Genomic DNA, 24570 nt, shown 5'->3' on the forward strand with positions numbered 1-24570 from the left:
TCGACTTTACCTCAGGTTCCCGTTGGAAGCCAGATAGTCGGCCTCGACGATCTGGGCGTGCTGATGCCATTGCCCTTCAAAGGCATCGAGATGCGTGGCGCTCACCAGGCACTGGTGGGAGGTTCCGACCGCTTCAAGGAGAGCCAGCTGGCGTACAGGATCCAACTCAGCCAAGACATCATCCAGCAGCAGGAGTGGTGGCTCCCCCCACAGCTCCCCTACCAGCTGCAGCTCCGCCAGCTTGAGGGCTAGCACCAGAGTGCGCTGCTGCCCAGCGCTGGCGAAGCGACGCGCTGAGGTGCCGTTCAGAAGGAGATCGATTTCGTCGCGGTGGGGGCCAACCCTGCAGGAGCCAAGGCGTGCTTCCTCTGGCCGTTGGATCCGGAGCTGGTGCTGAATCGCTTCCCGCCAGGGTTCCTCCGCCTCCTCTCCCTCCAACACGCTGCCGGGCCGGTAGTTCAGCTCAAGGCTTTCGTGGTTGTCGCTCAGGCGTCTCTGCCAGGCAGCGGCTAGAGGTTGGAGTCGGCTTAGGGCCCGGCGGCGCCGGCGATGAATCCTGGTGCTCACCAGGGCCATCTGTTCATCGAAGGCATCGAGCAAGTGATCGAATGCAGGTCCTTCTCGGTGTTGTCGCCAGAGCTGGGCTCGCTGGCGCAGGAGCCGCCCATAGCGACTGTTCAACTCGCTGTAGATCGGCTCAAGCTGCAGCACCACCCTGTCGAGCCACTGTCGGCGAAGCGCCGGTTCCCCTCGCACCAGATGGAGATCCAACGCACTGAAGCCGACGCAGCGCAGGGGGCCGATCAGATCCAGTTGACGTTCCAGCACCTTGCCGTTGCGGCGGGCTTGGCGACCACCTCGCCGGCGCAGCTCGAGCTCCAGCTGATCCTGGTCTGGCGTGATGGCTCGCAGCAGAGCCCTGGGCTGATCCCACTGCACCAGATCCTGATCCTGGCTGGAGCGATGGGAGCGCAGGCTGCCAAGTAGTTCAACCGCTTCAAGCAGGTTGGATTTTCCGATCCCGTTGCTGCCGATGACGAGCAAGCGGGGTGATTCGATCTCCAGCTGCAGATGGCTGTAGTTGCGGAAACCCTGCAGTTCGAGCCGGTGAAGCCGAATCGGTCCGGGTGCGACGTGTCGCTAAGGTAATCGGATCGGGGAGGTCTGCGGATCCACCCCCTGCAGCGGCGTTTGCCGTTGTGGGCATGTAGCTCAGTTGGATAGAGCATCAGATTCCGGTTCTGAGGGTCGGGGGTTCGAGTCCCTCCATGCTCGTGGTCAGTTTTGCGGTCTTCGCCTCGTCAGCGGAGCTTGAGTCCCATGGCTCGGATTCCGCCGGGATCCAACACAAACCCTTGATTCTTGAGTGCGGCAAGCGCTGAGGACGGTGCCGCGATTGAAATACTGCAACCTGGTAGATCTCGACGGAGGATTGCCAGGGAGCGATGCACTAAAACGACAGTCAACTGGGCCTGATTCGCCCCAGGTCGAACCGCCAACGTCCATAGGTTGGCATTGAGAGCACGATCGCTGGTGGCGCGCACGAAGCCGAGGAGCTGACCATCGTTCTCTGAAACGATGCTCAGGCACCAAAGACTCCGTTCCAGGGCTGCTCCCCAACGCTCCGGAGGTAGGCACGGTTCAGCGCAGGCTTGGAGCAGCTCATTGATGGCCTCTGCTGAAGGGGGGAGATCCTGATAGAGGGCACAACCGGCGGGAAGGCTGGGGACCGGCGTTTGTTGTCGGAAGGGAAGGAATGACACTCAGCCGGTGTTCCGCATCCCTGCAGCGATCCCATTGATGGTGAGCAGCGCCCCGCGCAGCAGCTCGCTGCGGCTGTAGGTGCGGCCATCGGGATCGGTGTTCGGGGCCTCGCTCATGGGTGGTTGACGGTTTTGATCGCGCAAGCGCCGAAGGAGTGCGACCTGCAGGAATCCGAGGGGCACGATCGTGCGGTTGCGTAGGTCCACTGAAAGCTGCAGCGCGGGATCACCGTCCAGGAGCCGATCTTGACCGGTGATTTCGAGCACGAGCTGTCGCGTGAGGTCGTGCTCTGCCGCGATGGTGGCGTAAATGCGTTCAAAGGCTTCGCGGTGGTCGGCTCTGCCCAGGCTGGACACGTAATGGTGGGCAAGGTCAAGGTCAACCTTGGAGAGCGTCATCTCCACCTTGGAGATCAGCATCCGGAAGAACGGCCAGCGCTGGTGCAGCCGGCGCAGCAATTCCAATTGTTCAGGATCGGAACTCACCTCCTCAGCGAGTGCGGTGCCAACGCCAAACCAGCTGGGTAGGAGGAAGCGACTTTGCGTCCAGCCGAAGACCCAGGGAATTGCCCGAAGGCTAGAGAGATCCTTCGCACCGCTCTTGCGCCTTGCCGGTCGGCTGGAGATCTGCAACTTGCTGATTTCCTCGATCGGCGTGACTTGCTGGAAAAAAGCCACTAAGTCGGGATTGTCGTGGACCAGAGCTCGGTAGTGGCTGCGGGACCGGCTGGCCAGCCGCGCCATCAATTCATTCCAGCTGGGGGTGGCATCCAGTTGATTGGTCACCAAGCTGTTCTGAACCACAGCCGTGCTGACCGTTTCCAGGTTGTAGAGCGCCAGTTCGGGAAGGCTGTATTTCGAGGCCAGGACCTCTCCCTGCTCCGTGATCTTGATGCGTCCCTGCAGAGTGCCACTGGGCTGAGCCAAGATCGCCTGGTAAGCAGGGCCACCTCCTCGTCCCACGGAGCCCCCGCGGCCATGGAACAGGCGCAGGGCGACGCCGTGGCGGCTGGCCAGATCTTGGAGGGCGATCTGGGCCTGATGGATTTCCCAGTTGCTCGAGAGGAAGCCTGAATCCTTGTTGCTGTCGGAATAGCCCAGCATCAACTCCTGGAGGGGCTGGGCTTGTTCGCCAACCCGGGGCAACAGTTGTATGTAGAGCGGATTCTCAAACAGCTGGCCCATCACTTCCGGCGCCCTCTGCAGGTCCTCAACCGTTTCAAACAGGGGCACGACAAGCAGATCGGCGTGATGAGCAGCCGGATCCACCAGGCCCGCTTCCTTGGCCAAGAGCAGCACCTCCAGGAGATCGGAGACGGTGTGACTCATGGAGATCACGTAGGTGCGGCAGATGCGACTGCCGAACTCCTCCTGAAGGCGATGGAGCATCCGGAACACCGCGATCGTCTCCGCGGTGGTCGAAGACCATTCAACGGCTGGAGGGATCAGCGGGCGGCGTGTCTGCATTTCCGAGAGCAGCCATTGAACCCTGGCCGCTTCATCCATCTCGCCGTAGGCGGTGGGAAGTCGCAGATAGCGGGTCAGCTCATCGAGGGCATCACTGTGGCGCGTGCTCTCTTGGCGAATATCGAGACTGGCGAGGGAAAACCCAAAGATGTGCACCTGGGTCAGCAAGGTGTCCAGTGGTTCGCAAGTCAGCTCGGTGCTCACCAAGCTGTTACGGATCAGCTCGAGATCACTACGGAATTCAGCGACGGAGTCGTAGTGCAGCGCTTCGGCGCTGTTCCCGGCGGCGGCTTCAGTCGGGCAAGGAATCAGTCCCTCTGGAGGGGTGCGCCAGCCTGCATCCGAGAGCTGTTGGTTGCGTTGCTGTGTGAGCCGCAAGCGTTCCAGCATGTAGCTCAGCTTCAGTCGATAAGGCTCCAGGCGGTAGCGAGCTGCCCGCTCTTCATAGATCTCGGGAAAGCGCAACCGGTCCATTTCCAGCGATTCCAGGAGCGGTGCGCTCACCTGACTCCACTGCATCGAAATGCTCAGCTGGTCGCGCAGGTCCTGCACCGCTGAGACGTAGCGATCGAGCATCAGCTGGCGCTGATAGCAGGCGGTGCGCCAGGTGATTTCAGGTGTCACCGAGGGATTGCCATCCCGATCGGAGCCCACCCAGGAACCAAAGGTGCAGAAGGCTGAGGGGGGGAGGCGAACATCCGGATAGCTCTGTTGGAGAGCCGAGCTGATCCGACGCCGGAGCTGGGGCATGGCATCGAAGAGCACCTGCTGGAAGTAGTGCAGGGCGTAATCGACCTCGTCGAGCACCGACGGCTTGAATTGATGAAGCTCGTCGGTGCGCCACCAAAGACGGATCTCCTCTTCCAACTGTTGGCGCAGGCTGGCTTGATCCCCTTTGCTTACCTCGGTACTGCCCTGTAGCTGTTGGAGCAGGGTTGCCACCCGCCTCTGCTTGTGGCGCACGGTGTGCCGAACAATCTCCGTGGGGTGGGCTGTGAAGACCAGGCGGATATCGAGGTTTTGAAGCAATGCCTCGAGCTGGGCAGGCGGCACGTTCAAGCGTCTGAGTCGCTCGAACAGTTCCTGGAAGGTCGCTGGTTCGGTTTGGCTCGCTAGGGGCGGCGCAAAAGGATCGATCCGATCGGGCTGATCAGCGGAGCGGCTAATGCTCGCCAAGTAGCTGTCTTCCTCAATCCTCTGCTCGAGGATGTTCACCAATTGGAAATAAAGGGAGAACGCCCGGGCCGCGGCGATCGCCTCGACCAGATCCATCTCGCGGATCAGCTGAACGACGGCGTCACTCGCGGAACTCTGGGGTTCGCTGGCGAGGGGAGCACTCAGTTGCTTCATCTGCAGCAAGCGCTCTGCTTGCTCAGGAGGGCACTCACTGCGCAGAACGGTTTCCCAGAGGTCCTCCACCAGCTCCAGGCGCTGCTGGAGCAGTTGATCTCCGCCCGGCGCTGGCGATGCCAAACCGCTGGGGTCGCACTCGGTGTTGAGGGCGGAGGTCGAAGGCATCAGGGGTCGGCCGTCTGCGGGTCTGGCCATGATCATCCCAAAACGCCTGAATCGCTGCTCATGGGGAGCTCTTCGGTGGCCATCTCGGCGATGGCGGTGCGCATCACCTCTCGGATGGGGGTTCCGCTGGCATGGGCATTGAGCCAGCGCATCGCCTGATTGCCGTCCTGCAGCACCTTGTCGATTGGTGCCAAGCGGGAGCTGAGGCCCAATCTCATGGCCTGGGGTTGGACGGATGCCAGCAAGAGACGCACCCAGTCTTTGCCGTTGATCGGGCGGCCGTCCTGCCAGTGCCGTAGTTCGGCATCAAGACTGCATCGGGCTGCAGCAGTTTCATTGGCATCGCAAAGGTCGGCCAGCTGATCCAGCGTGAGGGAGCTGCTTTGCAGTGGGTCCAGCCCTTCCGCTCCTTCCAGTAGGGCGATCACACGGAGCTCAAGCAGTGTGGTGACCGCCAGCAGCAGGTCTGGATCGCTGATCAGGTCGCAGATGCGCAGTTCGAGCCTGTTGAGTTCATGAGGACGTCGTGGACCGTTGGGGCGCACAGACGTCCACAAATGGCGAACGTTGTGCATGCTTCCCGCCTGCAGCTGCTCCTCCATCCACTGCACATAGTGGGTTTGGTCACGGAACAGAGGCACCTGGGGTGGTGTGAGGGGGAACTGCAGCCAACGTTGGGAATGGGCTCCGGTGACGGCGCCTCCCAGGAAGGGGGAGCTAGCGCTCAGCGCCAGCCAGAGGGCTGCTTCGCAACGCACAAGGCGCAGGGCCCGAAACAGATCATCGGCGGCGGCGATGCCAAGGTTGATATGGATGCTTGCGGTCACCACTCGGGTGCCGTAGCTGCGTTCGATCAGATCGTGATAAGGATTGTCGGGGTTCGTACGTTCGAATCGACTCGGGTCTCCCAGGCTCAGGCAGCTTCCGGGAAGCAGGGTGAGCTGGCGAGGTGCCAGCCACTGACGCAGCCGGCGTCGAGGGCTGATCAGGGCTTCCCGCAGGGAGCTGTAGTCGGCCTCTGGTGCCGTGACGTATTCGAGGTTCCGCTGGTCAGGCTCGGTCACGAAGCCCTCCAGCTCACGGCATGCCTGTGCGGCGACCCCGACGTTCTCTCCGTCAGGCCGGCCTGTGAACAGTTCCACCTCGAAGCCCTTCAGGAGTAGGGGATGGCTCATGGGGGCGGATCCCCGAGGCAAGCGATGGCCGCCAGCATGCCGCGGGCCTTGTTGAGAGTTTCCTGGTATTCAGCTTCGGGTTTGGAGTCGGCTACCACACCCGCTCCGGCCTGCACCTGAACCCGCCAACCCCCATCCGGATCCGGGCGAACCACCATGGTGCGAATCGTGATGGCGGTGTTGAGGGCTCCGGCCAGATCGACTGCGCCATAAACGCCTGAATAGGGCCCACGTGCCTCAGGCTCCAAGGCATGAATCAGCTGCATGGCCCGGATCTTGGGTGCACCGCTCACCGTGCCAGCAGGAAAGGCTGCCATCAGCAGATCCCAAACGTCTCTCCCTGAGGCAAGGAGCCCTTCCACCTCGCTGACGATGTGCATGACATGGGAATAGCGCTCGATCACCATCAGGTCGCGCACCTGCACTGAGCCGGGCTGACAAACCCTGCCCAGATCGTTGCGGCCCAGGTCCACCAGCATCACGTGCTCGGCCCGCTCTTTGGGGTCGGCGAGCAGCTCTGCCTCCAGTTGGCGATCTTCCTGCTCGTTGCGCCCTCGAGGGCGGGTGCCGGCAATGGGCCGCAAGCTGGCTTGGATCCCTTCCGGAACGGGCTCGGCTTTCACCATCACCTCTGGACTGGAGCCAATCAGTTGCCAGTCCCCGAAGTCGAAGAAGGCCATGTAGGGGGAAGGATTGACCATCCGCAGGCTCCGATAGAGCGCTAGGGGCTCATGGGGTACACGCGTTTCCAGGCGCTGACTCAGCACCAGCTGGAAGACGTCGCCGGCGGCGATGTGCTCGCGGCCGCGGCGGACGGCCTGTTCGAAATTGTCCTGGCTGCGATTGCTCCGGGTCTGTGGTGATGTCTGTTCACTCGGTCGCCAGCGCAAGGGGCGAATCGGGGGCAGTGGGGCCGCCATGCGCTCCTCGAGGCGCTGGATGCGCTGGAGGGCATCCTCCCAGGCTTCTTCGGCGTTGGCGGCGCTTGCATGGCTTCCGCTCAGATCGCCGTAGGCAACAGCAGTGATGAGGCGCTTGGCCTGGTCGATGATCAAGATGCTGTCCATCAGCATCCAGACTCCATCCGGCGGATCATCGAGAGCTGATGGATGAACCGGGACCGTGGGTTCGATCCAGCGGATCAGCTCATAGCCCCAGATGCCGTAGAGCTGGCCAAGGGGCGGCAAGCCAGGAATCGAAGCGGTTTTGTAAGCCTCCAAGCTGCTGCGCAGCAGCTCAAACGGATTGCCCTCAAAGCGCTCTTCTTTCCCATCGCGCCAACACTTGGTGAGCTGATGCCCTCGGGCTGTGAGGGTCCACAGAGGATCGCAGGCGATCACGCTCCACCGGCCAAGGGTTTCACCGCCCTCGACTGACTCAAGAAGAACACCAGGAGGACGCCCCTCCCCCACTTTCAGCCAGGTGGTGAGAGGGGTCTCCAGGTCGGCAGGCCAGCTTTGTGCAACAGGAATGAACCTGGCACCAGCGGCAGCTGCCTCGAAGAAGGCGGCGCGGTCAGGGCTGAGCATGAAGGGATTGTTGCAGCCGACCGTTGACCGCGGGGCTCAGGCGTCGAAGGTGTTGCGACCGCTGAACTTCAGGGTGGCGGGATCTGGGTTGGCACCGATCCGACGGGGGTTATGGCCCACCATGGCGCGGCCATCGTTCACCTTTTCAGGGAAAACGCCGTCCTTGGGATGGAGGAACTCAGTGTCACCACCGGGGAAGATGCGATAGATCTTGTAGTCCTCGATCCGGGGCTTGAACTTGGTGCGCAGCTGGGTGCCAAGGGCAAGACACTGCTCTTTGCGAGCGAAATACATGATGTTTTCGCCCTGGTTCATCATCGCCGCGCCACCGGTGGGAAGCTCAAAAGCCTGGGCGGAGGAGCTGGTCCAGGTGATGGCGTACTTCTCTTCGGTCTCTGCGGCGTTCAGAAGTCCACCGGTGCTGCCGATGAACTGGGGGAGCTGACCGTTCAACGCCGTTGCTGTCATGGCTGTCCTCGAAAAATCGGCATGCCGTTACGGCTGGAAAGTAGCACCGTGATTAGGGTCTGATCTCACCTCTGGTGGGCAAGCTTCACACCCGTCAACATTGGCTCCTCCCTGCAACGGGGAAGAACACCGTTAGGCCGCGATCCCGCTGCTGGGCGAGACGACCCCCAAGGCTGGCCAGCAGTCGACGCGTAGCCGCCTGACTCAGTTGGAGGCTGCCGGTGCCTGGGTTCCAGCTGAGTACAGGTCCGAGCTCAGCTGTGGGCTCGGCGGTTCCAAGGCCTCGCCCCTGCTCACTGGGGTTGTAACCGCGGATCTGTAGTTTCAGTCGGGCTCCGGCAGGGCGCAGTTGAAGCACGAGTTGGCCGCCCTGTTGCAACCCCCGACTGCTGCGGTCGATCAGTCCTCCGAGCATCGGTTCCAATCGGCTTGGGTCACTGAGCACCGCTGGGAGATTCGGGCTGATCTCAATCTGCAGAGTCAGACCTCGCCGCTCTAGGAGCATCTGCCACCCAGGAGCCAGATGCTGGAGTACGGCGCCTAGATCTGTCTGGGCCAGTTCTGCTGGCTCAGTGGATTGTCGCTGCAGTTCGGCAGCGTGGAAAATCAGTCCGAAGCGGTCGATCTGCTCGGTGCATTCACTGTCGATCTGCTGAAGTCGTTCCATGACCACCGGTGCAAGATCGCGGCGTCGCAGCAGGGATCGGATCAAGGTGCGGATTGTGGCGAGCGGTGTTCTGACTTCATGGGTGATCGCTTCCAACAAGGAGAGTTCCGCTTCGGCTCCGCCCTCGTACTGATCGCCCTCGATCGGCTCGTTGCTGTCCCCTCGCCCAGGCTCGTCCCTCAGGGTCTGAAGGGTCAGACTGGGGGCCATGCGCGCCAGGCGCTCCGCCACCACTGGCCAGAACTGCTCGCCGTAGGCGCTACTGCTCTGCAGAGAGCCCAGGGCTCGGATTGCGTCATGGAGCGCATCGGCCTGATCTGGGGCATCCGCGCGAAGGCGTTGTTCCAGCAAGCTCAGGATGGCGCCGAGGGTCTTTGGGTCACTGCGCATGAGCAGCTGTCTCTGGTCCGGCGGGCCTTGAAGGGCCAGTGCCACCTGCAGCGTTGGCTGGATGACGACGAGCAGTGGATCGTGGCCATCGTCTGGGTGCAGCGGCAGCTGTTTGTAGGGATCACCGGGCGCTGCTGTCGGTCCAGCCGGACCGAGCTGCGGTAAACCCTGGGGATTGGGGCTCCATACCCAACCGCGCATCGCCTTCAGCAGGGTGGGGTCATAGAGGGCAGGGAGGGGGGCCGCCAGCCACAGCCCACCCGTGGTTGAGTTTTGCTCCTGCAGTTGCTCCTGGAGGGTGTCGAGCGCGGCCCACCAGAGACGGCGTGCACTGGCATCGTCAGATCCGGAGGGGGGGACGCCTTCGGCCATGCAGGCCTGAATGGCCTTCAGTGATGGGGAGGTGGTCACCGGTTCTGGGTGTTGCGTTCCCTGCGAGCGACCGAAAGACAAAGGCCGAGCGCGATGAAGTTCACAACCATGGCGGATCTCCCATAACTCATGAACGGCAGGGGGATCCCTGTCACTGGGCCAAGGCCGATGGTCATGAAGATGTTCACCACCACTTGGAACATCAGCATGGTGGCCACTCCGATCACGATCAGCGATTCGAAGTCCGTGCGAGACCGGCTCGCCACCTGGAGCATGCGCCCCATCAGCACGGCGAAGCCCACCACCACCAGCACCGTGCCTAAGTAGCCCGTTTCCTCACCAAGAGCGCTGAAGATGAAGTCGGTGTGCTGTTCGGGAATGAAGCGAAGTTTTGTGAGCTGGCCCTGCAAGAGCCCCGTGCCGAACCACCCTCCAGATCCGATCCCCACCGTGCTTTGCAGGAGGTGGTAGCCGCCGCCTAGGGGATCTTTGCTGGGGTCTAGAAACAGCACGAGGCGATCCCGTTGGTAGTCCTTGAGCCCATGCATCCACAGCCAAGGGGTGATCAGGGACACAGCTCCCTGGATCGCCAGAACGGCTCCAGCTGCCAGTCGCTTCCACGGGAGGGACCGGTAAGCCACCAGCATCATCAGCGGCACCCAAGCCGTGAGAGCCCAAGGGAGGAGGCCAGCCAAAAGTGCCGTGCCCAGGGGGGCTAAGAGCAGCACTAGCCATGCAAACGGCATCCCCGACCAATAGAGCATCGTGAGCAGGAGGGCTCCGAACACCAGGGAGGTGCCGAGGTCGGGCTGGATGAAGACCAGAAGCCAGGGAAGGGAAATCACCCCGAGTGGGCGGAGGAGGTCAACCGGTCGCTCCACGGGGTGCCGGTCAAGCACCGCAGCCAACAGAAGAATGGCTGAAAGCTTGGCGAATTCCGACGGCTGCACGTGCACTCCAGCAATGCTGATCCAGCGCTGGGCTCCGAGAGCGGATGTGCCGATCAGGCGTACAGCGATCAGGCTGATCACCGTGAGGCCATAGATGGGGATCAACAGCGGTTTGAGCCGTTCCAGGTTCAACCGGGCCAGAAGCAGGGCAATCCCGACCCCGAAGGCCGCTGTAATCCAGTGTTGGTACCAGTCGGCGTATTCGGCCTGACGCTGGGTGCTGGCGATCAACACCCCCGCGATGGCGACAAGGGCCAGGGGGATCCACCAGAGGACACGCTCGGTGCCCCTGCGTCGGCTTCCCATGCCCGGTAGGCGCGAACGACGCCTCCGATTGGCCCATGGCAAGCCGCTTTGCATGATCAGTTGCTCTGGGCGATCAGGGGAAGGACCGTCTCGGCCAACTGAATGAAGACCTGAGCACTGGCAGATTCAGGTTGGCTGATCACAATCGGCCGCCCTTGATCTCCGCCTGAGAGCACGGGCATTTCCAGGGGGATTTTGGCCAAAAGATCGGTCTCGAACTCATCAGCGAGCCGTTGGCCGCCCCCTTCACCGAAGAGGGCGTAGCGGCGTTCCGGTTGATCCGGAGGGATGAACTCGCTCATGTTTTCGATCACCCCCAGCACGGGGATCGACATCTGCCGGAACATGGCCAGGCCGCGACGGGCATCCTGAAGTGCCACCTGCTGCGGAGTGGTCACAATCAGAACTCCGGCCATTGGAACGGCCTGCGCGAGGGAGAGCTGAGCATCACCGGTGCCGGGCGGCAGATCCACCACAAGAACGTCCCGTTCACCCCAGTTCACCTGATAGAGGAACTGACGAATGATGCCGTTCAGCATCGGTCCTCTCCAGATCACCGGCTGGTCTTCGTCGATCAGTAGGCCCATCGAAACCATGGCGAGTCCACAGGTTTCGATGGGGGTCATGCGTTGCTCGCTGCCGCTCCCCTCCACCTGCGGCGTCTGGTCCGCCACGCCAAGCATGGTGGGAGCGTTGGGTCCGTAGATATCAGCATCCAGAAGCCCCACCTTGAGCCCCTGGCGCGCCAGGGCACAGGCCAGGTTCACGGCCACGGTGCTCTTGCCGACACCGCCCTTGCCACTGCTGACCGCGATCACCCGTCGAACGCCTGGAATCGCTTGTCGCTCTGCCACTTGACCGTGGCCGGCATGGCCGATGCCACCTGGCTGCGTTCCAGAGTGCTGGGGTGGTGGCGATCCCACTTCGATCTGCACATCGCTGATGCCGTCGATTTCCAGCAGCCTGGTTCGACTCTCCTGAACGATCCGCTCGCGCTGGCTCTGGGCAAATCCGGGCAAATTCAGCCGAATCACCGCTCGAGGTGGGCTGACGCGGATGCGGTCAATCCAGCCAAGTTCCAGGGCTGAACGTCCGCTGCCGCTGTCGACGATCGCTGTCAGAGCCGTTGTCGCCTGTTCTGCCGTGGCCATACGTCGCTGCCGTCGGGCCGGAGCCTAGGAGTGTGTTCCCATGACAGACCTTCACGTGCACTTGTGCAGGGTGCCCGCAGGCTGAAATGGTTCAAGCCAGTTCCTGCGGGATGCCACCCATGGTTCGTTCACTGCTGCGTCGCCTCAGGGGCAGATCCTCCGAGACTGGACAAGCGTCCATCTCCTCGGATGCCGCGGCCTCTAAGCCTGCGAACAGGGCTCTTCAGCGCCCGCCCGCCGACTCCAGGGATCGTGCCAGGGCTCTGGTGATGGGGCTGCAGGACGAGATCTGTGCGGGCCTAGAGCGCCTCGATGGCCTTGGCCGCTTTCAGGAGGAGAGCTGGGATCGACCGGAGGGTGGCGGCGGGCGTTCGCGTGTGATGCGTGAGGGCCGCATCTTTGAGCAGGGCGGGGTGAATTTTTCGGAGGTCCATGGTCTGGAGCTTCCACCCTCGATCCTGCGCCAGCGTCCTGAGGCGAAGGGGCATCCATGGTTTGCCACCGGCACGTCAATGGTGCTTCACCCACGAAATCCCTATGTGCCGACGGTGCACCTCAACTACCGCTATTTCGAGGCCGGCCCGGTCTGGTGGTTCGGTGGTGGCGCTGACCTGACACCTTTCTATCCATTCCTGGAGGATGCCCGGCACTTTCATCGTCAGCACAAACAGGCTTGCGACTCGGTCAGCCCTGAGCTCTACAACGTGTTCAAACCCTGGTGTGATGAGTACTTTTTCCTCAAGCACCGTGGAGAGACCCGGGGCATCGGCGGGATCTTCTACGACTACCAAGACGGCAATGGTCAGCTCTATAAGGGCCAGGATCCAGAGGGTCCTGCGGCCCATGCCGCCACAGCAATTGGTTCCGTTCCTCTCGGCTGGGAGCAGCTGCATGATCTGGCCCGCGCCTGTGGTCAGGCCTTCCTGCCGGCTTACAGCCCGATTGTCGAGCGACGCAACAATCTTCCCTATGGCGATCGGGAGCGTCAGTTCCAGCTCTACCGACGGGGTCGCTATGTCGAGTTCAACCTGGTGTGGGACCGAGGAACCATTTTTGGCCTTCAGACCAATGGCCGCACAGAATCGATCCTGATGTCACTGCCGCCTCTTGCTCGCTGGGAGTATGGCTACAGCGCACCCGAGGGTTCAAGGGAAGCGTTGCTGACGGATCTGTTCACGCGTCCTCAGAACTGGTTTGACGATCCATCCCTCGAGGCGCGCTGTCAGCCCCATCAGGCCGTGAACTGAGCGGGGCCTCGGGGGGCGACTGCGGAAGTGCGAGGACCAGGGCTTCGGTGATTCGGCGGGCGATGGTGCTCAGGCTCGCCTGTCGCCCTTCAGGAGAGCGAAGCCCTGCCTCAAGAGCTCCCTCTAATTTGCCGATTTCAAGAATGCTGATCCCTCGACGCGGTGCTCCTAAGCCCCCGCGGAATCGTTTGGGATAGCGGCCGAAGGCGATGGCAAGACTTTCGTCGAACCGATTCAGTGGGCGATTCAGGGCGGGAATCAGGCCCGATCCGAAGCCATCGGGTCCATAGGCGTCGAAGTGAATTTCGAGCGCATAGCCGCCTGCAGCACTGTGGCGGCGACCTGCCGACCAGTTGGTCCGCGGATCGTCCTCGTCGTGGATCGTCAAACTCGCTGGCGAGTAAGCACGGATGTTCAGACCTCGCTGGCGTCCCAGGGCGACAACCGCATCGCGGACCGCAAGGTTCCAGTACAGCTCGTCACGCATCCGGCCATCCATCGGCTCGGCCCTGTGGAGATCAACAGCGGCTCCGGCGGTGCCAGAACCCTCGATCCCCTGGGAATCGGCATGGCCTGCGAGCACGAGAATCGGCATCCGGGGCTCGACGCCAGCTCGTCCCTGCCATTGGGCCTCAAGGCTGACTTCAGGGCCTGTCAAAGGGTCCACCCCTGGCGGCAGAGGCGCATCTGCCGCGGTCGCCAAGCCCAGCATCGTGAAGGCTGATGTCAAGCCCACCAGGGTGAGGGAGCGCAGCATGGCCTTGTTCCTCAAATGGGAGAGGAGAGCAGAGAGCCGTCGCTGGCAAGATCCAGCGGCCCTGCCAGGGCCAGTTCGAGGGCGATCAGCTCATCCCGGTGGGCGCGCAGCCGTAAGGTGCTGCCGCCATCCGCATCGCCTCGCATCAAGCGGATCTCGAGGGATTCGGGGCGGCGAGCTCTGCGCTGATAAACAAGGCCCGCCAGTGGACCAAGCAGGGCCAGTCCTAGGGGCCACCAGCCCAGCATCGGGCTCAGTTCCCTGAGCACAAGGCCTAGGCAGCCTGCTCCGATGGCACCAAGCGTCGAAAGCAGCAATGCCAATGACGTGCTGGCCTCCACGGTCGCCTCAAAGCGCAGCACCTGTCGCTCGGCATCGCCACTCTTCTGGCTCCAGCCTCGTCGCTCCAGCCATGTGCTCACCCCGTCCAGCACCTCTAGGGCAGGACGGGGTGACTGCACGTCCACAACTGTGGTGCGGTCTTTGCTGGCTGCCCTGAGGAAAAACACCAGGCCGATGGCCAGCAGGAGGGTCAGCAGCAGTGTCGAGGTCTGAAAGGAGGGCATCCGACGCCGTTCTGTCGCAGCTGCCCATCCGTTCTAGGTCGCCGCCGGCAGCTGGGGTTGGCAGAGATGGTCCATCAGCCAGCGCTGCCAAGGACCCATCAGCCGCTCAGCTGATTCACGCGCCTCGCTGTTGAGGTGAAGCATGCTGCGGGGGCGGCCGCGGCTTGGACAGCGTTTGCTGTAGTGGTCGAGCATGCCCTGGTCATCCAGAAAGCTCAGGGCCTGATGCAGGACGGTTTCCGACAAGCGCAGTTCGGGATGGTCATGCTCCAGTCGATGCAGCAGCCCTGAGGGGTAGCTGTCGTTCTGCAGAAGGCAGTCGAGTACCCAGCACACGGCGAGTTCCAGATCCAGAAAACGCGGAGGCGGCTGACGGAAGTAACGCTCGATATCGGCCAGGCAGGCGCGGGTGTGTTTGCGGCGGGTCTGCACGTCGGTCGCTAAGTCTCATTTGTGTCTAACTCGGTCTCATTCTGTTTTTCAAGTCTGGAGCGAAAAGTGTTTGCTGCCCGCGATCAAAGTGGTGGGATGTCTCGTCTCACGGTCTCTGGTTGGCTCATGGCTGAACTCGCTTCTCCCCCCAAGGACTTCTCGGTGTTTGATGGCGATCTCGATTCCGTCTGGTTCGAGCGCTACGCAGCGGCATCACGGCTGGCGGTGGACACCGAGGCCATGGGGCTCATCCATGGCCGCGACCGGCTCTGTCTGGTGCAGCTTTGTGATGCTGACGACAACGTCTGTTGCATTCGCATTGCCCTTGGTCAGACGGAGGCGCCTCGCTTAAAGGCCCTGATGGAATCCAGCACCGTGGAGAAGGTGTTCCACTTCGCCCGATTCGATGTGGCCGCCCTCGCCAGCGGTTTGGCCATCGCGGTGAATCCGATCTTCTGCACCAAGGTCGCCAGTCGTCTGGCGCGCACCTACAGCCCAAGGCATGGTCTCAAGGAGGTGGTGCTGGAGTTGGTAGGAGTCGAGCTCGATAAGCAGGCGCAAAGCAGTGACTGGGGCAGGGTCGATCAGCTCAGTGACACGCAGCTGGCCTATGCGGCGAATGATGCCCGCTTCCTGCTGCCAGCCCGGGAGCGACTCGAGGAGATGCTGAGACGAGAGGGCCGTTGGGAGCTTGCTCAGCGTTGCTTCCAGTGCATTCCGGTGATGTCGGAACTAGATCGTCTGCGTTTCACGCAGACCTTTGAGCACTGAACCTCAGTCTTCCAGCATGAAATGTTCGTCCCCTGGGCTGGCCGCCAGCAGAGCATCGAGTCCGGGGTTTGCGTCCTCGCCCTGTGAGGCCCTGGACACCTGTGCCTCGTCGAGGAGTTGTGAAGCGATGCGTTTGCGTGCTTCCAGATCTCTGACTCCTTCCTGGGCTGCTGCGTACTCGACCTGGCGCCGGGCAGCTGCCTGACTAATGCTCAGGCAGCTGGCCAGTTCGGCGCAGAGCCTTAAGTAGTCACGGTCCTGAATGGCGGCCATGGTGGACGGGGCAGGATCATTCAGTATCTGCGATGAACTGATCCAAGATCCTGCGGGCCAGCGCTGTGCTTCCACCGGGACGCCCCATGCGTTGGCGACCGATGCGGCCCAGTTCATTCCGCAGGGAGGGGTCGTTGAGCAGAAGGCTCAGGCGCTCCTGGAGCTCGGATCGGGAGCGGCAGGGGAGGACGGCCCCCCCCAGCAGTCGGCTCTGTCGCTTGGCGAAGCCGCGGGTGAACTGCGGACCAGGACCGGGGAGAGAGAGGGCGGGGATACCCAAGCCAACAAGTTGTTCCGTGGCGGTCCCCGCGGTGGCTAGCCCCACCTCCGCCCAGCCTGCCCAGCGGTCGAAGCGACCGCTGCCAAGCAGGAGCAGATGCACGCCCTTCACCCAGCAAGCCGTCGCCTCCAGGGATGCAGCAGGGGGCGGGCAAGGCCGATAGCCGAGAGTTTCCAGCAGGGGAGCCAGTTGGGATTGATCCGGTTGGGAGCCCGTGGTCATCAAAAGGGCCAGGGGGACCGAGCTCGGGAATCCTTCCAAGGAGCGCAGCAGACGTTCGGCGTTCTGGAGGGCTTCCGGCATCCGACTGCCGCAGAGCAGCATCAGTCGCCTGCAACGCTCCAGCGCGGAGGGGGGCTCCGTGGCATGCAGCGCATCCATCATTGGGTTGCCCGGAGCTTCTGCTGGGACGCCACGGCGTCTCAGGCCTCTCGCGGTGATCCGGTCGCGCATGGCAACAAAGCTGCAGCGACGACTCCGCATCAGTAGCCATTCCCAGGGATCCCATTCACTGCCCTTGAGGCGGTGATAGTGATCGCTCAAGGCATGGCCAGGACCACTTCGCCAGGTGTAGTCACTTTTGGGGGTGCCGATAAAGCCAAAGCGCCCGCCAGCCGCCCAGGCCAGCAGGAGTGGTAACAGATCACCAACGGCTACCACTGCATTGACCTGCTTGCGCTCTCGACGCAGGCAGCGCCATTGGCGCCAGCTCAACAGGGGCAGGCCGGCACCCAGATCGGCGATCAGGCCCCGGAGGCTCTGATTGCTGAAACCGCCGCTGGGTAGTGCTGCACGGGGTCCGACCCGATGCAGCCAGCCAGCTTCTGTTGCAGCATCAAAGGCGCGTCCCACACCCACCATGGGCAGGACTCGCAGCTTCACCCCTGGGCGGAGCCGATGCAGCGCCTCGAGAATCCGCAGGGCAATGAGATCTTCACCATGTCCGTTGCTCAGCACCAGCAAGCTGCCTGAGGTCTCGCTGATACGATCCGCAGATGGGAGCGCGGCTCCCTGCACGGCGGCATGGCCAAGTGGTAAGGCAGAGGATTGCAAATCCTTTATCCCCAGTTCGAATCTGGGTGCCGCCTTTGCAACGATCCTTTGGATCGCGATTCGGCCCATTCGTTGGCTTGATGGCTTCAGCACCTTGGATGGGTCAGCGTGGGTCGTGGGACAGGGGCTCAAGCTTCTCGGAGCTTGCACGCTGAATCCTGTCAGATCTCCTCTGATGGGCTGTGACAAGCCTGGTGCGCAGCTCACAGGGCGGCGGAGGCTCTCAGCCAGCCACCTTCCGGCAGCTGAGCCTGACAGCGCAGCATCGACTTCTTGATGCTGCAGCGTCCGCTGACCGGCCAGGCCCTGGGAATTCCCTCTGCCAGACCGAGTCTGTCGCTGCTGCTCTCAGCCGCGCTGGATACGGCGCCCTGCCAAGGCTGTGCCAGCAACTTGCAGACGCCGCTCTCGCAGTGCAAAGGCATCGCTTCTGCGCTGGTGATGGCGACAAAGCTCAGCTGACGATTGGATCCTTTGTCGGGACCTGATCCTGTGAATCGAACAAAGAGCAATTCAGGCCCTTTTCGCACCAACTCCACCAGGGCGCAGGGACCCTGGTGGCCGCCTTCAAGGTGATACTCACAGTTCTTGCTGAGGGTTTGCAGCCTGCCAATGGCCGGCGGGGCCGGTTGGTTGGGAGTTGCAGGAAAGGCAGGTCCCCACCCCAGCAACAGCAGGCCTGCAGCGTTCGTCAGCAGCAGGCGGTTAATAGTCACTGTCTGCCACACACATGCCCAGGCAGCGAATGCCGTTCTCAGCTGTGCGTCCGCAATGGTCGCAGAGAACGGTTGTTGGACTCGCCGACGCATTGCTGGAGGTCACGTCCATGCCCTTCTGCTCGATCTGTTCAGCAACCGCTGGTCTGGACGCTTGTCGAGACACGGAGTCGGAGAGAGGACTGAATGGCATGACGATTGCCAATGCTCCGGACACATCTTCAGAGAGCGATCATGGCGCGATGTTGTGGGGAGTGGTGTGACGGGAATCGGTTTTGGGACCTGGTCTTGGGGGAACCAACTGCTCTGGGGATATCAGCCTGACCGGGATGACCCAGAGCTGGCCGCGACCCTGCGCCTGGCGCTGGCCGGAGGCCTAGACCTGGTGGATACGGCCGATTCCTACGGCACCGGTCGCTTCAACGGTCGCAGTGAATCGTTATTGGGGCAGTTTCTAGAGGCTCTTCCAAAGGAGGAGCGCTCCCGGCTCATCGTGGCCACCAAGCTGGCTCCCTTCCCCTGGCGATTGGGACGTCGAGGATTTGAACAGCCCTTTCAGGCCAGCCGAGAGCGCCTGCAGGGACACCTGGATCGGGTGCAGTTGCACTGGAGCACGGCCCGCTATGCCCCTTGGCAGGAGGGCCCTCTTCTGGATGGTCTTGCTGATCTGGTGGAGCGCAAGGCCGTGCGGGAGCTTGGTGTGTCCAACATCGGACCGTGCCGACTGCGTGCACTGCAGGCCCGTCTTGCCTCCCGGTCGATACGGCTGACCAGTGTGCAGGTGCAGATGTCGCTGCTGGCCCCTGACCCGATCAGGGCTGATGGTCTCATCGCGACCTGTCGGGAGCTCGGCATTGAGCTTCTGGCCTATAGCCCGTTGGCCTTGGGCGTCTTGGCCTTGTCTCCTGACGCCGAAATCCCACCAAGCACAGTCCTGAGACGCGGCCTGTTCAGGCGCTTGCTACCCGGAAGTGTCGCGCTGCGTCGGAAACTGGCTGAGATTGCAGCCAACCGCGCAGCCAGTCAGGCCCAGGTGGCCCTCAACTGGTGTCGGGCCCATGGGGCCAAGCCCCTGCCTGGATTGCGCCGCCCCGCTCAGGCTGCCGATACGGTTCAGGCCCTCAGCTGGTCCTTAACAGAGCAGGAGCGCATCGAGTTGGATCAACTCGCTTTGGCGAATCGGGTGCGCATGCCTGCCAACCCCTTTCAGAGCGCCTGATCAGCAGGTTCTTCAGGATCAGGACTGACCACCACTGGCAGGCTGGTCACCGCCGTCTGGAGGGGGACGACGTTGCTGACGGTCGGCGCCGGCGCGGGCTCATTGGCCTCGCTGCGAGTGGATTGCTCGCAGGCGGCTAGTGCTTCCTGCAGGAGTGAATCGAAAGTGGCGCCAGGCAGCCGATGCCTGGCGATTTCCAAGAAGGTGCGAGGCAGTGACTCCCCAGCCGCACTGCGCACGGCGGGGTTGTTTTGGCGATGTTCCTGTTCGTCCTTGATCGCTTTTAGAAAGCGGTGGGTGACGTCTCTCTTGGTGCAGGCCTTGATCAGAGTGTCGCGATCGTTCGCTTCCAGGGAGAGGTCGCTCTCGAGTTCAGTGATGCGCCGCTCCAGGCTGCTGAGGACTTCCTCTGCCTCCTTGCTGATGTGGGAGAGCTGCCCGTCTGAGAGGTGGGGCATGTCAGCCACAAAGACCTTGCCGTGATCCTTCAGCGCCAGATAGGTCGGACGCGGACCCTGCCGATGGGGGCCACCTCGCTCCAGTCCTTGCCCCAGGGGGCGGCGGGGCGGCACGGGGCCAGCCGAAGACCGGCGTCGGGTCGTGCGTTGAGGCTTATCAAAAGGCATCACAAGTAAGGATTTGTCGTCTCTGCTATCGCCTCTTCAGGCATCCAGCTTGTGTTAAGGCTAGTGATCGAAATTAAATCTGTGCTCTAGAGCACAGAGGATGTTGGATTCTGAAGCATTAAGCCGGCAGCCCAACCACCGGCACATCCGCACTTCCAGTGTTGCTGACGATTTCGCCGATTGTCGAGGCCTGTAGCCCCTTGGCCGCGCTGATGGCAATCGCCCGCTCGGCTTCGGCCTCAGGAAGAATGAGGCAGTAACCGATCCCGAGGTTGAAGGTGTGCCAGAGATCCCGTTCCGGGATCTCACCATGGTGTTGAAGCCAGCGGAACAGCTCGGGGCGCTCCCAGCTGCTGGCATCAATGGCCGCTTTGGTGCCATGGGGTAGGCAGCGCGGGAGGTTCTCAGGAATCCCCCCGCCAGTGATATGGGCCATGCCATGCAAAGGGATGCTCTCTTGGAGCAGCGCCTGCACCAAGGAGCCGTAGAGCGTTGTGGGCGCCAGTAGCGCCTGGATGAGTGGTTGCTCGCGCTCGCCAAAGCACGTGGATGCATCCGCATTGGCGAGGCTCAGCACTTTGCGCACCAGGCTGAAGCCATTGCTGTGTACACCGCTGCTCGCCACGCCGACGATGCGATCTCCCACTTCAATGGATTGGCCGTCGATCATGGCGTCCTCCTCGACGACAGCCACGCAGAAGCCGGCAAGGTCATAGCGGCCAGGAGGGTAGAAGCCAGGCATCTCCGCGGTTTCCCCTCCGAGCAGAGCGCAGCCACTCAGGCGGCAGCCCTCGGCGATGCCTTCAACAACGGTGGCCATGCAGTCTGGGGTGAGGGCTCCAGTGGCCATGTAGTCGAGGAAGAACAGCGGTGAGGCTCCACAGGTGATCACGTCGTTGACACACATCGCCACCAGGTCGATGCCCACGTTGTGATGGCCATGGTGCTCCTGGGCCAGTTCCAGCTTGGTACCCACGCCGTCAGTCCCGGACACCAGGAGCGGCGAGCGCATCCCTGCCGGGAGTCGCATCACCCCACCAAAGCCACCAAGGCCCCCGATCACTTCAGGGCGGAACGTTGCTTCCACGCTCGTGCGAATTCGATTGACGAAGGCGCGTCCGGCCTCCACATCAACGCCAGCGGTTTTGTAGTCCATGAATGCTTCTGCGAGGTCAGTCCCCGCCGCCCATCTGTTCCGATCCTCTCTCCTCGACGTTCCGGGGGCGGTCGACTCACTGTCCCCTAGGGCATGAGCCAGGCTTATGCCAGTCAAAAGCTCAGCTCATCGGTTGTTTTGGTTTGGGCGGTCGTTTTCCTCTGTGAGGGGCAGGAGTCTTGGTATGGGGTCTCTGGGGCTGGTCCCTCTTAAGGCCTGGCAGAGGGGGTGTCGCCCAGCTGGTGGTTCTCCTTACGTTCTGATCGTTCTTTGTTTGCTGAGGCTCGCGTAGCTGGGGTGAAGTCTTCTCCCCCTTTGTCGTCACGACATTGCGCCAGCCGCCTGGCATGCGTCCTTCTTTCGTCTTGCTGCTTCTCTCTGGAGTGATTTCAGGTAGCGCAGCGCTTCTGCCGGTCTTGGCTCGTGATCTTGAGGCCGATCCTGTGAGGGATGCCCTTGATCTGGTCCTGAATCAGCCCCTGCCAGATGGAACGGCTTCAGAGACTCCCGTCTCGAACGAGTTATCGGAGCCTGCCAGTGCTGCTCAAGAGCTGCCTTCCGAGCCAGCTCCTGCACCGGTCAAGGCACAGCCTCCTGTCCCTCCAGCGCCAGCAGTCGTCTCTGTAAGCACCGGCGAAGCCAGCTGGTATGGCCCGGGGTTCTTCGGCAATCGCACCGCCAATGGTGAAGTGTTTCGGCCGGGAACGATGACCGCAGCCCATCGCACCCTTCCTTTCGGCACTCGCGTTCGCGTCACGAATCTCTGGAACGGCCGTTCCACCGTGGTGAGAATCAATGATCGAGGTCCGTTCCACGGCGCTCGGGTGATTGATCTCGCCCATGGCGCTGCCAATCAGCTGGGTTTGATTGCTAGCGGCGTGGCCAAGGTCAAGCTTGAGGTGCTGCGCTGAGTCTCCCTGTCCTCAGGACTCTTGGCGATCTGCAGCGATGGCGTGCAGGCAGGTCTGAGCCTGTCCACTTCGTGCCGACCATGGGGTCTCTGCATCAGGGGCATGCCCAGCTGATCCAGAGGGCCCGCACGCTCGGATCAGGCCCTCGCTCGGTTTTGGTGAGTGTTTATGTCAACCCACTGCAATTTGGAGTGGGTGAAGACTTTGCTCAGTATCCAAGGACTCTCCAGGCTGATCTTCAGCTGGCTGCTGAAGCAGGTGCCACAGCCCTTTGGTGTCCTGATGATGGGCAGATTTATCCCGGGGGTGCGCAGGAGGCCTTCCGTCTTCAGGTGCCGGAATCGCTGCAGAACCGATTGTGCGGAGCCCACCGCCCCGGTCATTTCGATGGTGTCGCGACCGTGGTCTGTCGCCTTTTGGCCTTAACCAGGCCCGACTGGCTTGTGCTGGGGGAGAAGGATTGGCAACAGCTCACGATTCTTCGCCATCTGATCGCCGATCTCGGTTTGCCGACGCGGATCAGTGGTTGTGCAACCGTGCGCGATCCAGATGGGCTTGCTTGCAGTTCTCGTAACGCCTATCTCACGGCTTCAGAACGGGTACGCGCTGCTCAGTTTCCAGCTCTGCTTCAGGCCTGTGCTCAGCAGTTTCGGGATCGGGGGACCGCCGTGGATCCAGTTCAGCTGTCAGGTGCCCTCGGCGCTACCGGCCTGGCGGTGGAGTATGTAGATGTCCTGGATCCGATCTCCCTTCAGCCGGCTCGGCCCGATCAGGCCCTATGCCTGTTGGCTGCGGCTGTTCGCTGCGGCCAGACCCGTCTGATCGATCACGTGTTTCTGATGACTCGTTCGCCCATCGTTGCCATCGACGGCCCCGCCGGTGCCGGGAAGAGCACTGTGACCCGTGCTTTCGCTGAGCGTATGGGTCTGCTCTACCTCGATACCGGCGCCATGTATCGGGCCGTCACCTGGTGGGTGCAGCAAAAGGGTGCTGACCCTGCCGATGCCCATGCAGTTGAGCAGCTTCTCACCAATCTTGAGATTGAGCTGGAGCCACTGCGTGATGGCATTCAGACGGTACGGGTGAATGGAGACGACGTCACCGACGCGATTCGAGACCCGCGGGTGACCGCTTCCGTTTCGCTTGTGGCCGCCCATGCCTGTGTGAGAGAGCTACTGACGCGACAACAAAAGCGCTTGGGTGAGCAAGGTGGCTTGGTGGCGGAAGGGCGTGACATCGGCACGGCTGTGTTCCCCGACGCCGAGCTCAAGGTCTTTCTGACGGCCACACCGGAGGAGCGCGCTCGCCGTCGGGCCAAGGATCTGGAGGCCCGAGGCCATGCGGTCCCCGATCTGGCAGTGCTTGAAGCCCAGATCGTCGAACGGGATCGGATGGACAGCACCCGTGACGTTGCCCCGTTGGTGCAGGCGGTGGACGCGACGGAATTGATCACCGACGGCATGAGCATCGACGAGGTGATCGAAGCCCTCGTGGATCTGTTCCGGTTCCGTGTGGCCGAGGAGGCCTGGCCGAACCCAGTCGGCCAGGGATAAATCACTCTGGATGCTTCGCCGGGTTGGTCAGCGTTTCGAGCAGCCCCTCGCAGGCATCCTCTAGAAGATCGAGCACATGCTCGAAACCAGCTTCACCCCCGTAGTAAGGATCGGGTATGTCCCTGGTCTGATGTCGACGGGCATAGCCGAGCATCGGCTGGATTGTTGCCGTAGATCGCCCCCCGGCTTCTCTGCTCAGGCTCTGCACGGCATCCAGGTTGTCCTGATCCATGGTCAGGATCAGATCAAAGCTTGTGAGATCGCTCATGGCGAGTTGGCGTGCCCGGCTGGGTAGATGGATGCCCCTTCGGTTCGCGGCGGCCTGCATGCGTTGGTCCGCAGGTTGCCCCACATGCCAGCCGCCAGTGCCGGCCGAATCCACCACAAAGCTGTCGACCAGATCGCGTTGTTTCACGAGATGGAGAAACACCCCCTCTGCTGCTGGGGAACGGCAGATATTGCCGAGACACACAAACAGAACACGATGCTCGGCCATGGTGAGGGGAGGTCCGCTGCGTTGCTTCTCTAATCCACCACCATCTTGAGAACGGTGTTCGAGGGGGTGGCTGGCAGGACGAGAGCCACCAATCCTGATTCAGTGATTCAGGCAGTCCAGCCGTTGTATTGACAGTTCAGCCCGCTGGCGCACCACGAGAGTTGGCTCACGCTGGGGATCGCCCAGGAGTTTCAAGGTCGGAGTGATCCGCTCCCTGAGATCGGACTTGCCCTCAGGTGTCTGCATCCGTCGTTCCAGACCCACGACGACGGCGTAACGCACCACCCACTCTCCATCGCGACTTCCCACTTCCAGTGCTTCCACGCAGCTGTTGAGCTGTGCTGCTGCCAGTTCAGGCTGTTGACTCAGCACCAGCTCACCCAGGCCACGGGCCGCGGCTCGACGCACGCTCGGCCCCACATCGTGGAGAAGGACGTCCACCAGTACGTCGAGCCCCCGTTCGTCTGCCAGGCCGGCAAGGGCACGCACGGCCCAGGCTCTGGCTCCGTAATTACGGGCATCGAGATTGCCAAGAATCACGGGGACTGCTTCCGGGCCGATGGCAATCAAGCCATCGACCGCCGCAAGTGCTGCTCCTGGGTTGTTGAAGGCAAGCACGCTCATCAATGAGTCCGCGGCACCTGGTTCTGCGAGGGCTGCCAGGTGTCGTGTGGCTCCGATCAGGTCTTCGGCGCTGCTGGCCTGTTCGAGTTGCGCGATGGCGCTCTCAAGGGTCAGGGATGGGGAGTCGTTCACGG

General features: G+C 62.2%; 25 protein-coding genes and 2 tRNA genes. 7 read left to right on the forward strand and 20 right to left on the reverse strand.

Features of this window, described 5'->3' with window-relative positions; all coding sequences use genetic code 11:
• Window positions 1-6 precede the first annotated feature (6 nt).
• Window positions 7-1119 (reverse strand): DNA replication/repair protein RecF, encoded by a 1113-nt coding sequence (recF, locus tag CWE17_RS10430; RefSeq protein WP_131456926.1) that lies wholly within the window; start codon window positions 1117-1119, stop codon window positions 7-9.
• 82 nt (window positions 1120-1201) lie between these two features.
• On the opposite strand from recF, the gene CWE17_RS10435 reads away from it, so the two are divergent.
• Window positions 1202-1275 (forward strand) — tRNA-Arg (locus tag CWE17_RS10435).
• Between the two features lie 26 nt (window positions 1276-1301).
• On the opposite strand, the gene CWE17_RS10440 is transcribed toward CWE17_RS10435, so the two are convergent.
• The 8 genes from CWE17_RS10440 to CWE17_RS10475 form a co-directional block, all read right to left on the reverse strand.
• Window positions 1302-1763: an N-acetyltransferase gene (locus tag CWE17_RS10440; protein WP_131456928.1), complete on the reverse strand. Its 462-nt coding sequence runs from the start codon at window positions 1761-1763 to the stop codon at window positions 1302-1304.
• Complete coding sequence (gene ppc, locus CWE17_RS10445; protein WP_240789371.1) at window positions 1764-4748, reverse strand: phosphoenolpyruvate carboxylase; 2985 nt, start codon at window positions 4746-4748, stop codon at window positions 1764-1766. It lies immediately after the preceding gene.
• 32 nt (window positions 4749-4780) lie between these two features.
• Window positions 4781-5923, reverse strand: coding sequence for a glutamate--cysteine ligase (gshA, locus tag CWE17_RS10450; RefSeq protein WP_131456932.1), 1143 nt, complete (start codon window positions 5921-5923; stop codon window positions 4781-4783).
• Window positions 5920-7452 carry an anthranilate synthase component I family protein gene (locus CWE17_RS10455; RefSeq protein WP_131456934.1) on the reverse strand — a complete coding sequence of 511 codons (1533 nt, stop codon included), beginning with the start codon at window positions 7450-7452 and terminating at the stop codon, window positions 5920-5922. Before CWE17_RS10455 ends, gshA begins: the two co-directional genes overlap by 4 nt.
• A gap of 36 nt (window positions 7453-7488) precedes the next feature.
• The gene (locus CWE17_RS10460) at window positions 7489-7920 is read right to left on the reverse strand and encodes a photosystem I reaction center subunit II PsaD (RefSeq protein WP_131456936.1); all 432 of its coding nucleotides are present in this window, start codon (window positions 7918-7920) and stop codon (window positions 7489-7491) included.
• A gap of 94 nt (window positions 7921-8014) precedes the next feature.
• Window positions 8015-9388 carry a sensor histidine kinase gene (locus CWE17_RS10465; RefSeq protein WP_240789372.1) on the reverse strand — a complete coding sequence of 458 codons (1374 nt, stop codon included), beginning with the start codon at window positions 9386-9388 and terminating at the stop codon, window positions 8015-8017.
• Complete coding sequence (gene rodA, locus CWE17_RS10470; protein ID WP_240789382.1) at window positions 9385-10605, reverse strand: rod shape-determining protein RodA; 1221 nt, start codon at window positions 10603-10605, stop codon at window positions 9385-9387. Before rodA ends, CWE17_RS10465 begins: the two co-directional genes overlap by 4 nt.
• 56 nt (window positions 10606-10661) lie before the next feature.
• A complete protein-coding gene (locus tag CWE17_RS10475) occupies window positions 10662-11756 on the reverse strand; it encodes an Mrp/NBP35 family ATP-binding protein (RefSeq protein WP_131456940.1) in 1095 nt (364 codons plus the stop codon).
• 119 nt (window positions 11757-11875) lie between these two features.
• On the opposite strand from CWE17_RS10475, the gene hemF reads away from it, so the two are divergent.
• Window positions 11876-13003, forward strand: coding sequence for an oxygen-dependent coproporphyrinogen oxidase (hemF, locus tag CWE17_RS10480; RefSeq protein ID WP_131456942.1), 1128 nt, complete (start codon window positions 11876-11878; stop codon window positions 13001-13003).
• Here the strand turns inward: hemF and CWE17_RS10485 are convergent.
• From CWE17_RS10485 to CWE17_RS10495, 3 genes are read right to left on the reverse strand one after another with little or no spacing between them, the layout of a single operon-like run.
• Window positions 12930-13760 carry an N-acetylmuramoyl-L-alanine amidase gene (locus CWE17_RS10485; protein ID WP_131456944.1) on the reverse strand — a complete coding sequence of 277 codons (831 nt, stop codon included), beginning with the start codon at window positions 13758-13760 and terminating at the stop codon, window positions 12930-12932. The two genes, hemF and CWE17_RS10485, sit on opposite strands and share 74 nt — an antisense overlap.
• Before the next feature lie 11 nt (window positions 13761-13771).
• Complete coding sequence (locus tag CWE17_RS10490) at window positions 13772-14326, reverse strand: cofactor assembly of complex C subunit B (RefSeq protein WP_131456946.1); 555 nt, start codon at window positions 14324-14326, stop codon at window positions 13772-13774.
• A 33-nt stretch (window positions 14327-14359) separates the two neighbouring features.
• Window positions 14360-14758 carry a helix-turn-helix transcriptional regulator gene (locus CWE17_RS10495; RefSeq protein ID WP_131456948.1) on the reverse strand — a complete coding sequence of 133 codons (399 nt, stop codon included), beginning with the start codon at window positions 14756-14758 and terminating at the stop codon, window positions 14360-14362.
• 126 nt (window positions 14759-14884) lie between these two features.
• On the opposite strand from CWE17_RS10495, the gene CWE17_RS10500 reads away from it, so the two are divergent.
• Complete coding sequence (locus tag CWE17_RS10500) at window positions 14885-15529, forward strand: ribonuclease D (RefSeq protein ID WP_131457117.1); 645 nt, start codon at window positions 14885-14887, stop codon at window positions 15527-15529.
• A 3-nt stretch (window positions 15530-15532) separates the two neighbouring features.
• Here CWE17_RS10500 and CWE17_RS10505 read toward each other — a convergent pair whose 3' ends face one another.
• Both CWE17_RS10505 and CWE17_RS10510 read right to left on the reverse strand, forming a co-directional pair.
• Complete coding sequence (locus CWE17_RS10505) at window positions 15533-15802, reverse strand: hypothetical protein (RefSeq protein ID WP_131456950.1); 270 nt, start codon at window positions 15800-15802, stop codon at window positions 15533-15535.
• A gap of 16 nt (window positions 15803-15818) precedes the next feature.
• Window positions 15819-17045, reverse strand: a complete 1227-nt coding sequence (locus CWE17_RS10510) for a lipid-A-disaccharide synthase-related protein (RefSeq protein ID WP_131457119.1) — start codon at window positions 17043-17045, stop codon at window positions 15819-15821.
• Window positions 17046-17099: 54 nt separating this feature from the next.
• Here CWE17_RS10510 and CWE17_RS10515 point away from each other — a divergent pair.
• Window positions 17100-17170 (forward strand) — tRNA-Cys (locus CWE17_RS10515).
• 168 nt (window positions 17171-17338) lie between these two features.
• Here CWE17_RS10515 and CWE17_RS10520 read toward each other — a convergent pair.
• The gene (locus tag CWE17_RS10520; protein WP_131456952.1) at window positions 17339-17851 is read right to left on the reverse strand and encodes a hypothetical protein; all 513 of its coding nucleotides are present in this window, start codon (window positions 17849-17851) and stop codon (window positions 17339-17341) included.
• A complete protein-coding gene (locus tag CWE17_RS12395) occupies window positions 17841-18044 on the reverse strand; it encodes a hypothetical protein (RefSeq protein WP_131456954.1) in 204 nt (67 codons plus the stop codon). Before CWE17_RS12395 ends, CWE17_RS10520 begins: the two co-directional genes overlap by 11 nt.
• A 66-nt stretch (window positions 18045-18110) precedes the next feature.
• Between CWE17_RS12395 and CWE17_RS10530 the strand changes: the two genes are divergently transcribed.
• Window positions 18111-19070, forward strand: coding sequence for an aldo/keto reductase (locus CWE17_RS10530; RefSeq protein ID WP_131456956.1), 960 nt, complete (start codon window positions 18111-18113; stop codon window positions 19068-19070).
• Here the strand turns inward: CWE17_RS10530 and CWE17_RS10535 are convergent.
• Together CWE17_RS10535 and purM are read right to left on the reverse strand one after the other, a co-directional pair.
• Window positions 19058-19696 (reverse strand): histidine phosphotransferase, encoded by a 639-nt coding sequence (locus tag CWE17_RS10535; protein ID WP_131456958.1) that lies wholly within the window; start codon window positions 19694-19696, stop codon window positions 19058-19060. The two genes, CWE17_RS10530 and CWE17_RS10535, sit on opposite strands and share 13 nt — an antisense overlap.
• A gap of 118 nt (window positions 19697-19814) precedes the next feature.
• Window positions 19815-20852 (reverse strand): phosphoribosylformylglycinamidine cyclo-ligase, encoded by a 1038-nt coding sequence (purM, locus tag CWE17_RS10540; RefSeq protein WP_131456959.1) that lies wholly within the window; start codon window positions 20850-20852, stop codon window positions 19815-19817.
• 347 nt (window positions 20853-21199) lie between these two features.
• Here purM and CWE17_RS10545 point away from each other — a divergent pair, with 347 nt between their 5' ends.
• Entirely contained in the window at window positions 21200-21763 is a 564-nt protein-coding gene (locus CWE17_RS10545) for a septal ring lytic transglycosylase RlpA family protein (RefSeq protein ID WP_131456961.1), read from the forward strand.
• A 29-nt stretch (window positions 21764-21792) separates the two neighbouring features.
• A complete protein-coding gene (locus tag CWE17_RS10550; RefSeq protein ID WP_240789383.1) occupies window positions 21793-23316 on the forward strand; it encodes a bifunctional pantoate--beta-alanine ligase/(d)CMP kinase in 1524 nt (507 codons plus the stop codon).
• Window position 23317: 1 nt separating this feature from the next.
• Here the strand turns inward: CWE17_RS10550 and CWE17_RS10555 are convergent, their stop codons facing one another.
• Together CWE17_RS10555 and CWE17_RS10560 are read right to left on the reverse strand one after the other, a co-directional pair.
• Entirely contained in the window at window positions 23318-23812 is a 495-nt protein-coding gene (locus tag CWE17_RS10555; RefSeq protein WP_131456965.1) for a low molecular weight protein-tyrosine-phosphatase, read from the reverse strand.
• A gap of 99 nt (window positions 23813-23911) precedes the next feature.
• On the reverse strand, window positions 23912-24568 hold the full coding sequence (locus CWE17_RS10560) for a HEAT repeat domain-containing protein (RefSeq protein ID WP_164498760.1): 657 nt from the start codon (window positions 24566-24568) through the stop codon (window positions 23912-23914).
• Between the last annotated feature and the right edge of the window lie 2 nt (window positions 24569-24570).

Origin of the sequence: Synechococcus sp. BS56D, from assembly GCF_004332405.1 — a bacterium.
In the GTDB taxonomy this organism is placed as follows: domain Bacteria; phylum Cyanobacteriota; class Cyanobacteriia; order PCC-6307; family Cyanobiaceae; genus Synechococcus_C.

Coding starts and splice junctions, on each gene's coding strand:
- gshA (WP_131456932.1), bottom strand. CDS start 5,923: ATGAGCCATCCCCTACTCCTGAAGGGCTTCGAGGTGGAACTGTTCACA.
- CWE17_RS10535 (WP_131456958.1), bottom strand. CDS start 19,696: ATGCCTTTTGATAAGCCTCAACGCACGACCCGACGCCGGTCTTCGGCT.
- CWE17_RS10505 (WP_131456950.1), bottom strand. CDS start 15,802: ATGGCCGCCATTCAGGACCGTGACTACTTAAGGCTCTGCGCCGAACTG.
- CWE17_RS10475 (WP_131456940.1), bottom strand. CDS start 11,756: ATGGCCACGGCAGAACAGGCGACAACGGCTCTGACAGCGATCGTCGAC.
- CWE17_RS10500 (WP_131457117.1), top strand. CDS start 14,885: ATGGCTGAACTCGCTTCTCCCCCCAAGGACTTCTCGGTGTTTGATGGC.
- CWE17_RS10555 (WP_131456965.1), bottom strand. CDS start 23,812: ATGGCCGAGCATCGTGTTCTGTTTGTGTGTCTCGGCAATATCTGCCGT.
- CWE17_RS10485 (WP_131456944.1), bottom strand. CDS start 13,760: ATGCTGCGCTCCCTCACCCTGGTGGGCTTGACATCAGCCTTCACGATG.
- CWE17_RS10460 (WP_131456936.1), bottom strand. CDS start 7,920: ATGACAGCAACGGCGTTGAACGGTCAGCTCCCCCAGTTCATCGGCAGC.
- hemF (WP_131456942.1), top strand. CDS start 11,876: ATGGTTCGTTCACTGCTGCGTCGCCTCAGGGGCAGATCCTCCGAGACT.
- rodA (WP_240789382.1), bottom strand. CDS start 10,605: ATGGGAAGCCGACGCAGGGGCACCGAGCGTGTCCTCTGGTGGATCCCC.
- ppc (WP_240789371.1), bottom strand. CDS start 4,748: ATGCCTTCGACCTCCGCCCTCAACACCGAGTGCGACCCCAGCGGTTTG.
- CWE17_RS10490 (WP_131456946.1), bottom strand. CDS start 14,326: ATGCCCTCCTTTCAGACCTCGACACTGCTGCTGACCCTCCTGCTGGCC.
- CWE17_RS12395 (WP_131456954.1), bottom strand. CDS start 18,044: ATGCCATTCAGTCCTCTCTCCGACTCCGTGTCTCGACAAGCGTCCAGA.
- CWE17_RS10545 (WP_131456961.1), top strand. CDS start 21,200: ATGCGTCCTTCTTTCGTCTTGCTGCTTCTCTCTGGAGTGATTTCAGGT.
- purM (WP_131456959.1), bottom strand. CDS start 20,852: ATGGACTACAAAACCGCTGGCGTTGATGTGGAGGCCGGACGCGCCTTC.
- CWE17_RS10455 (WP_131456934.1), bottom strand. CDS start 7,452: ATGCTCAGCCCTGACCGCGCCGCCTTCTTCGAGGCAGCTGCCGCTGGT.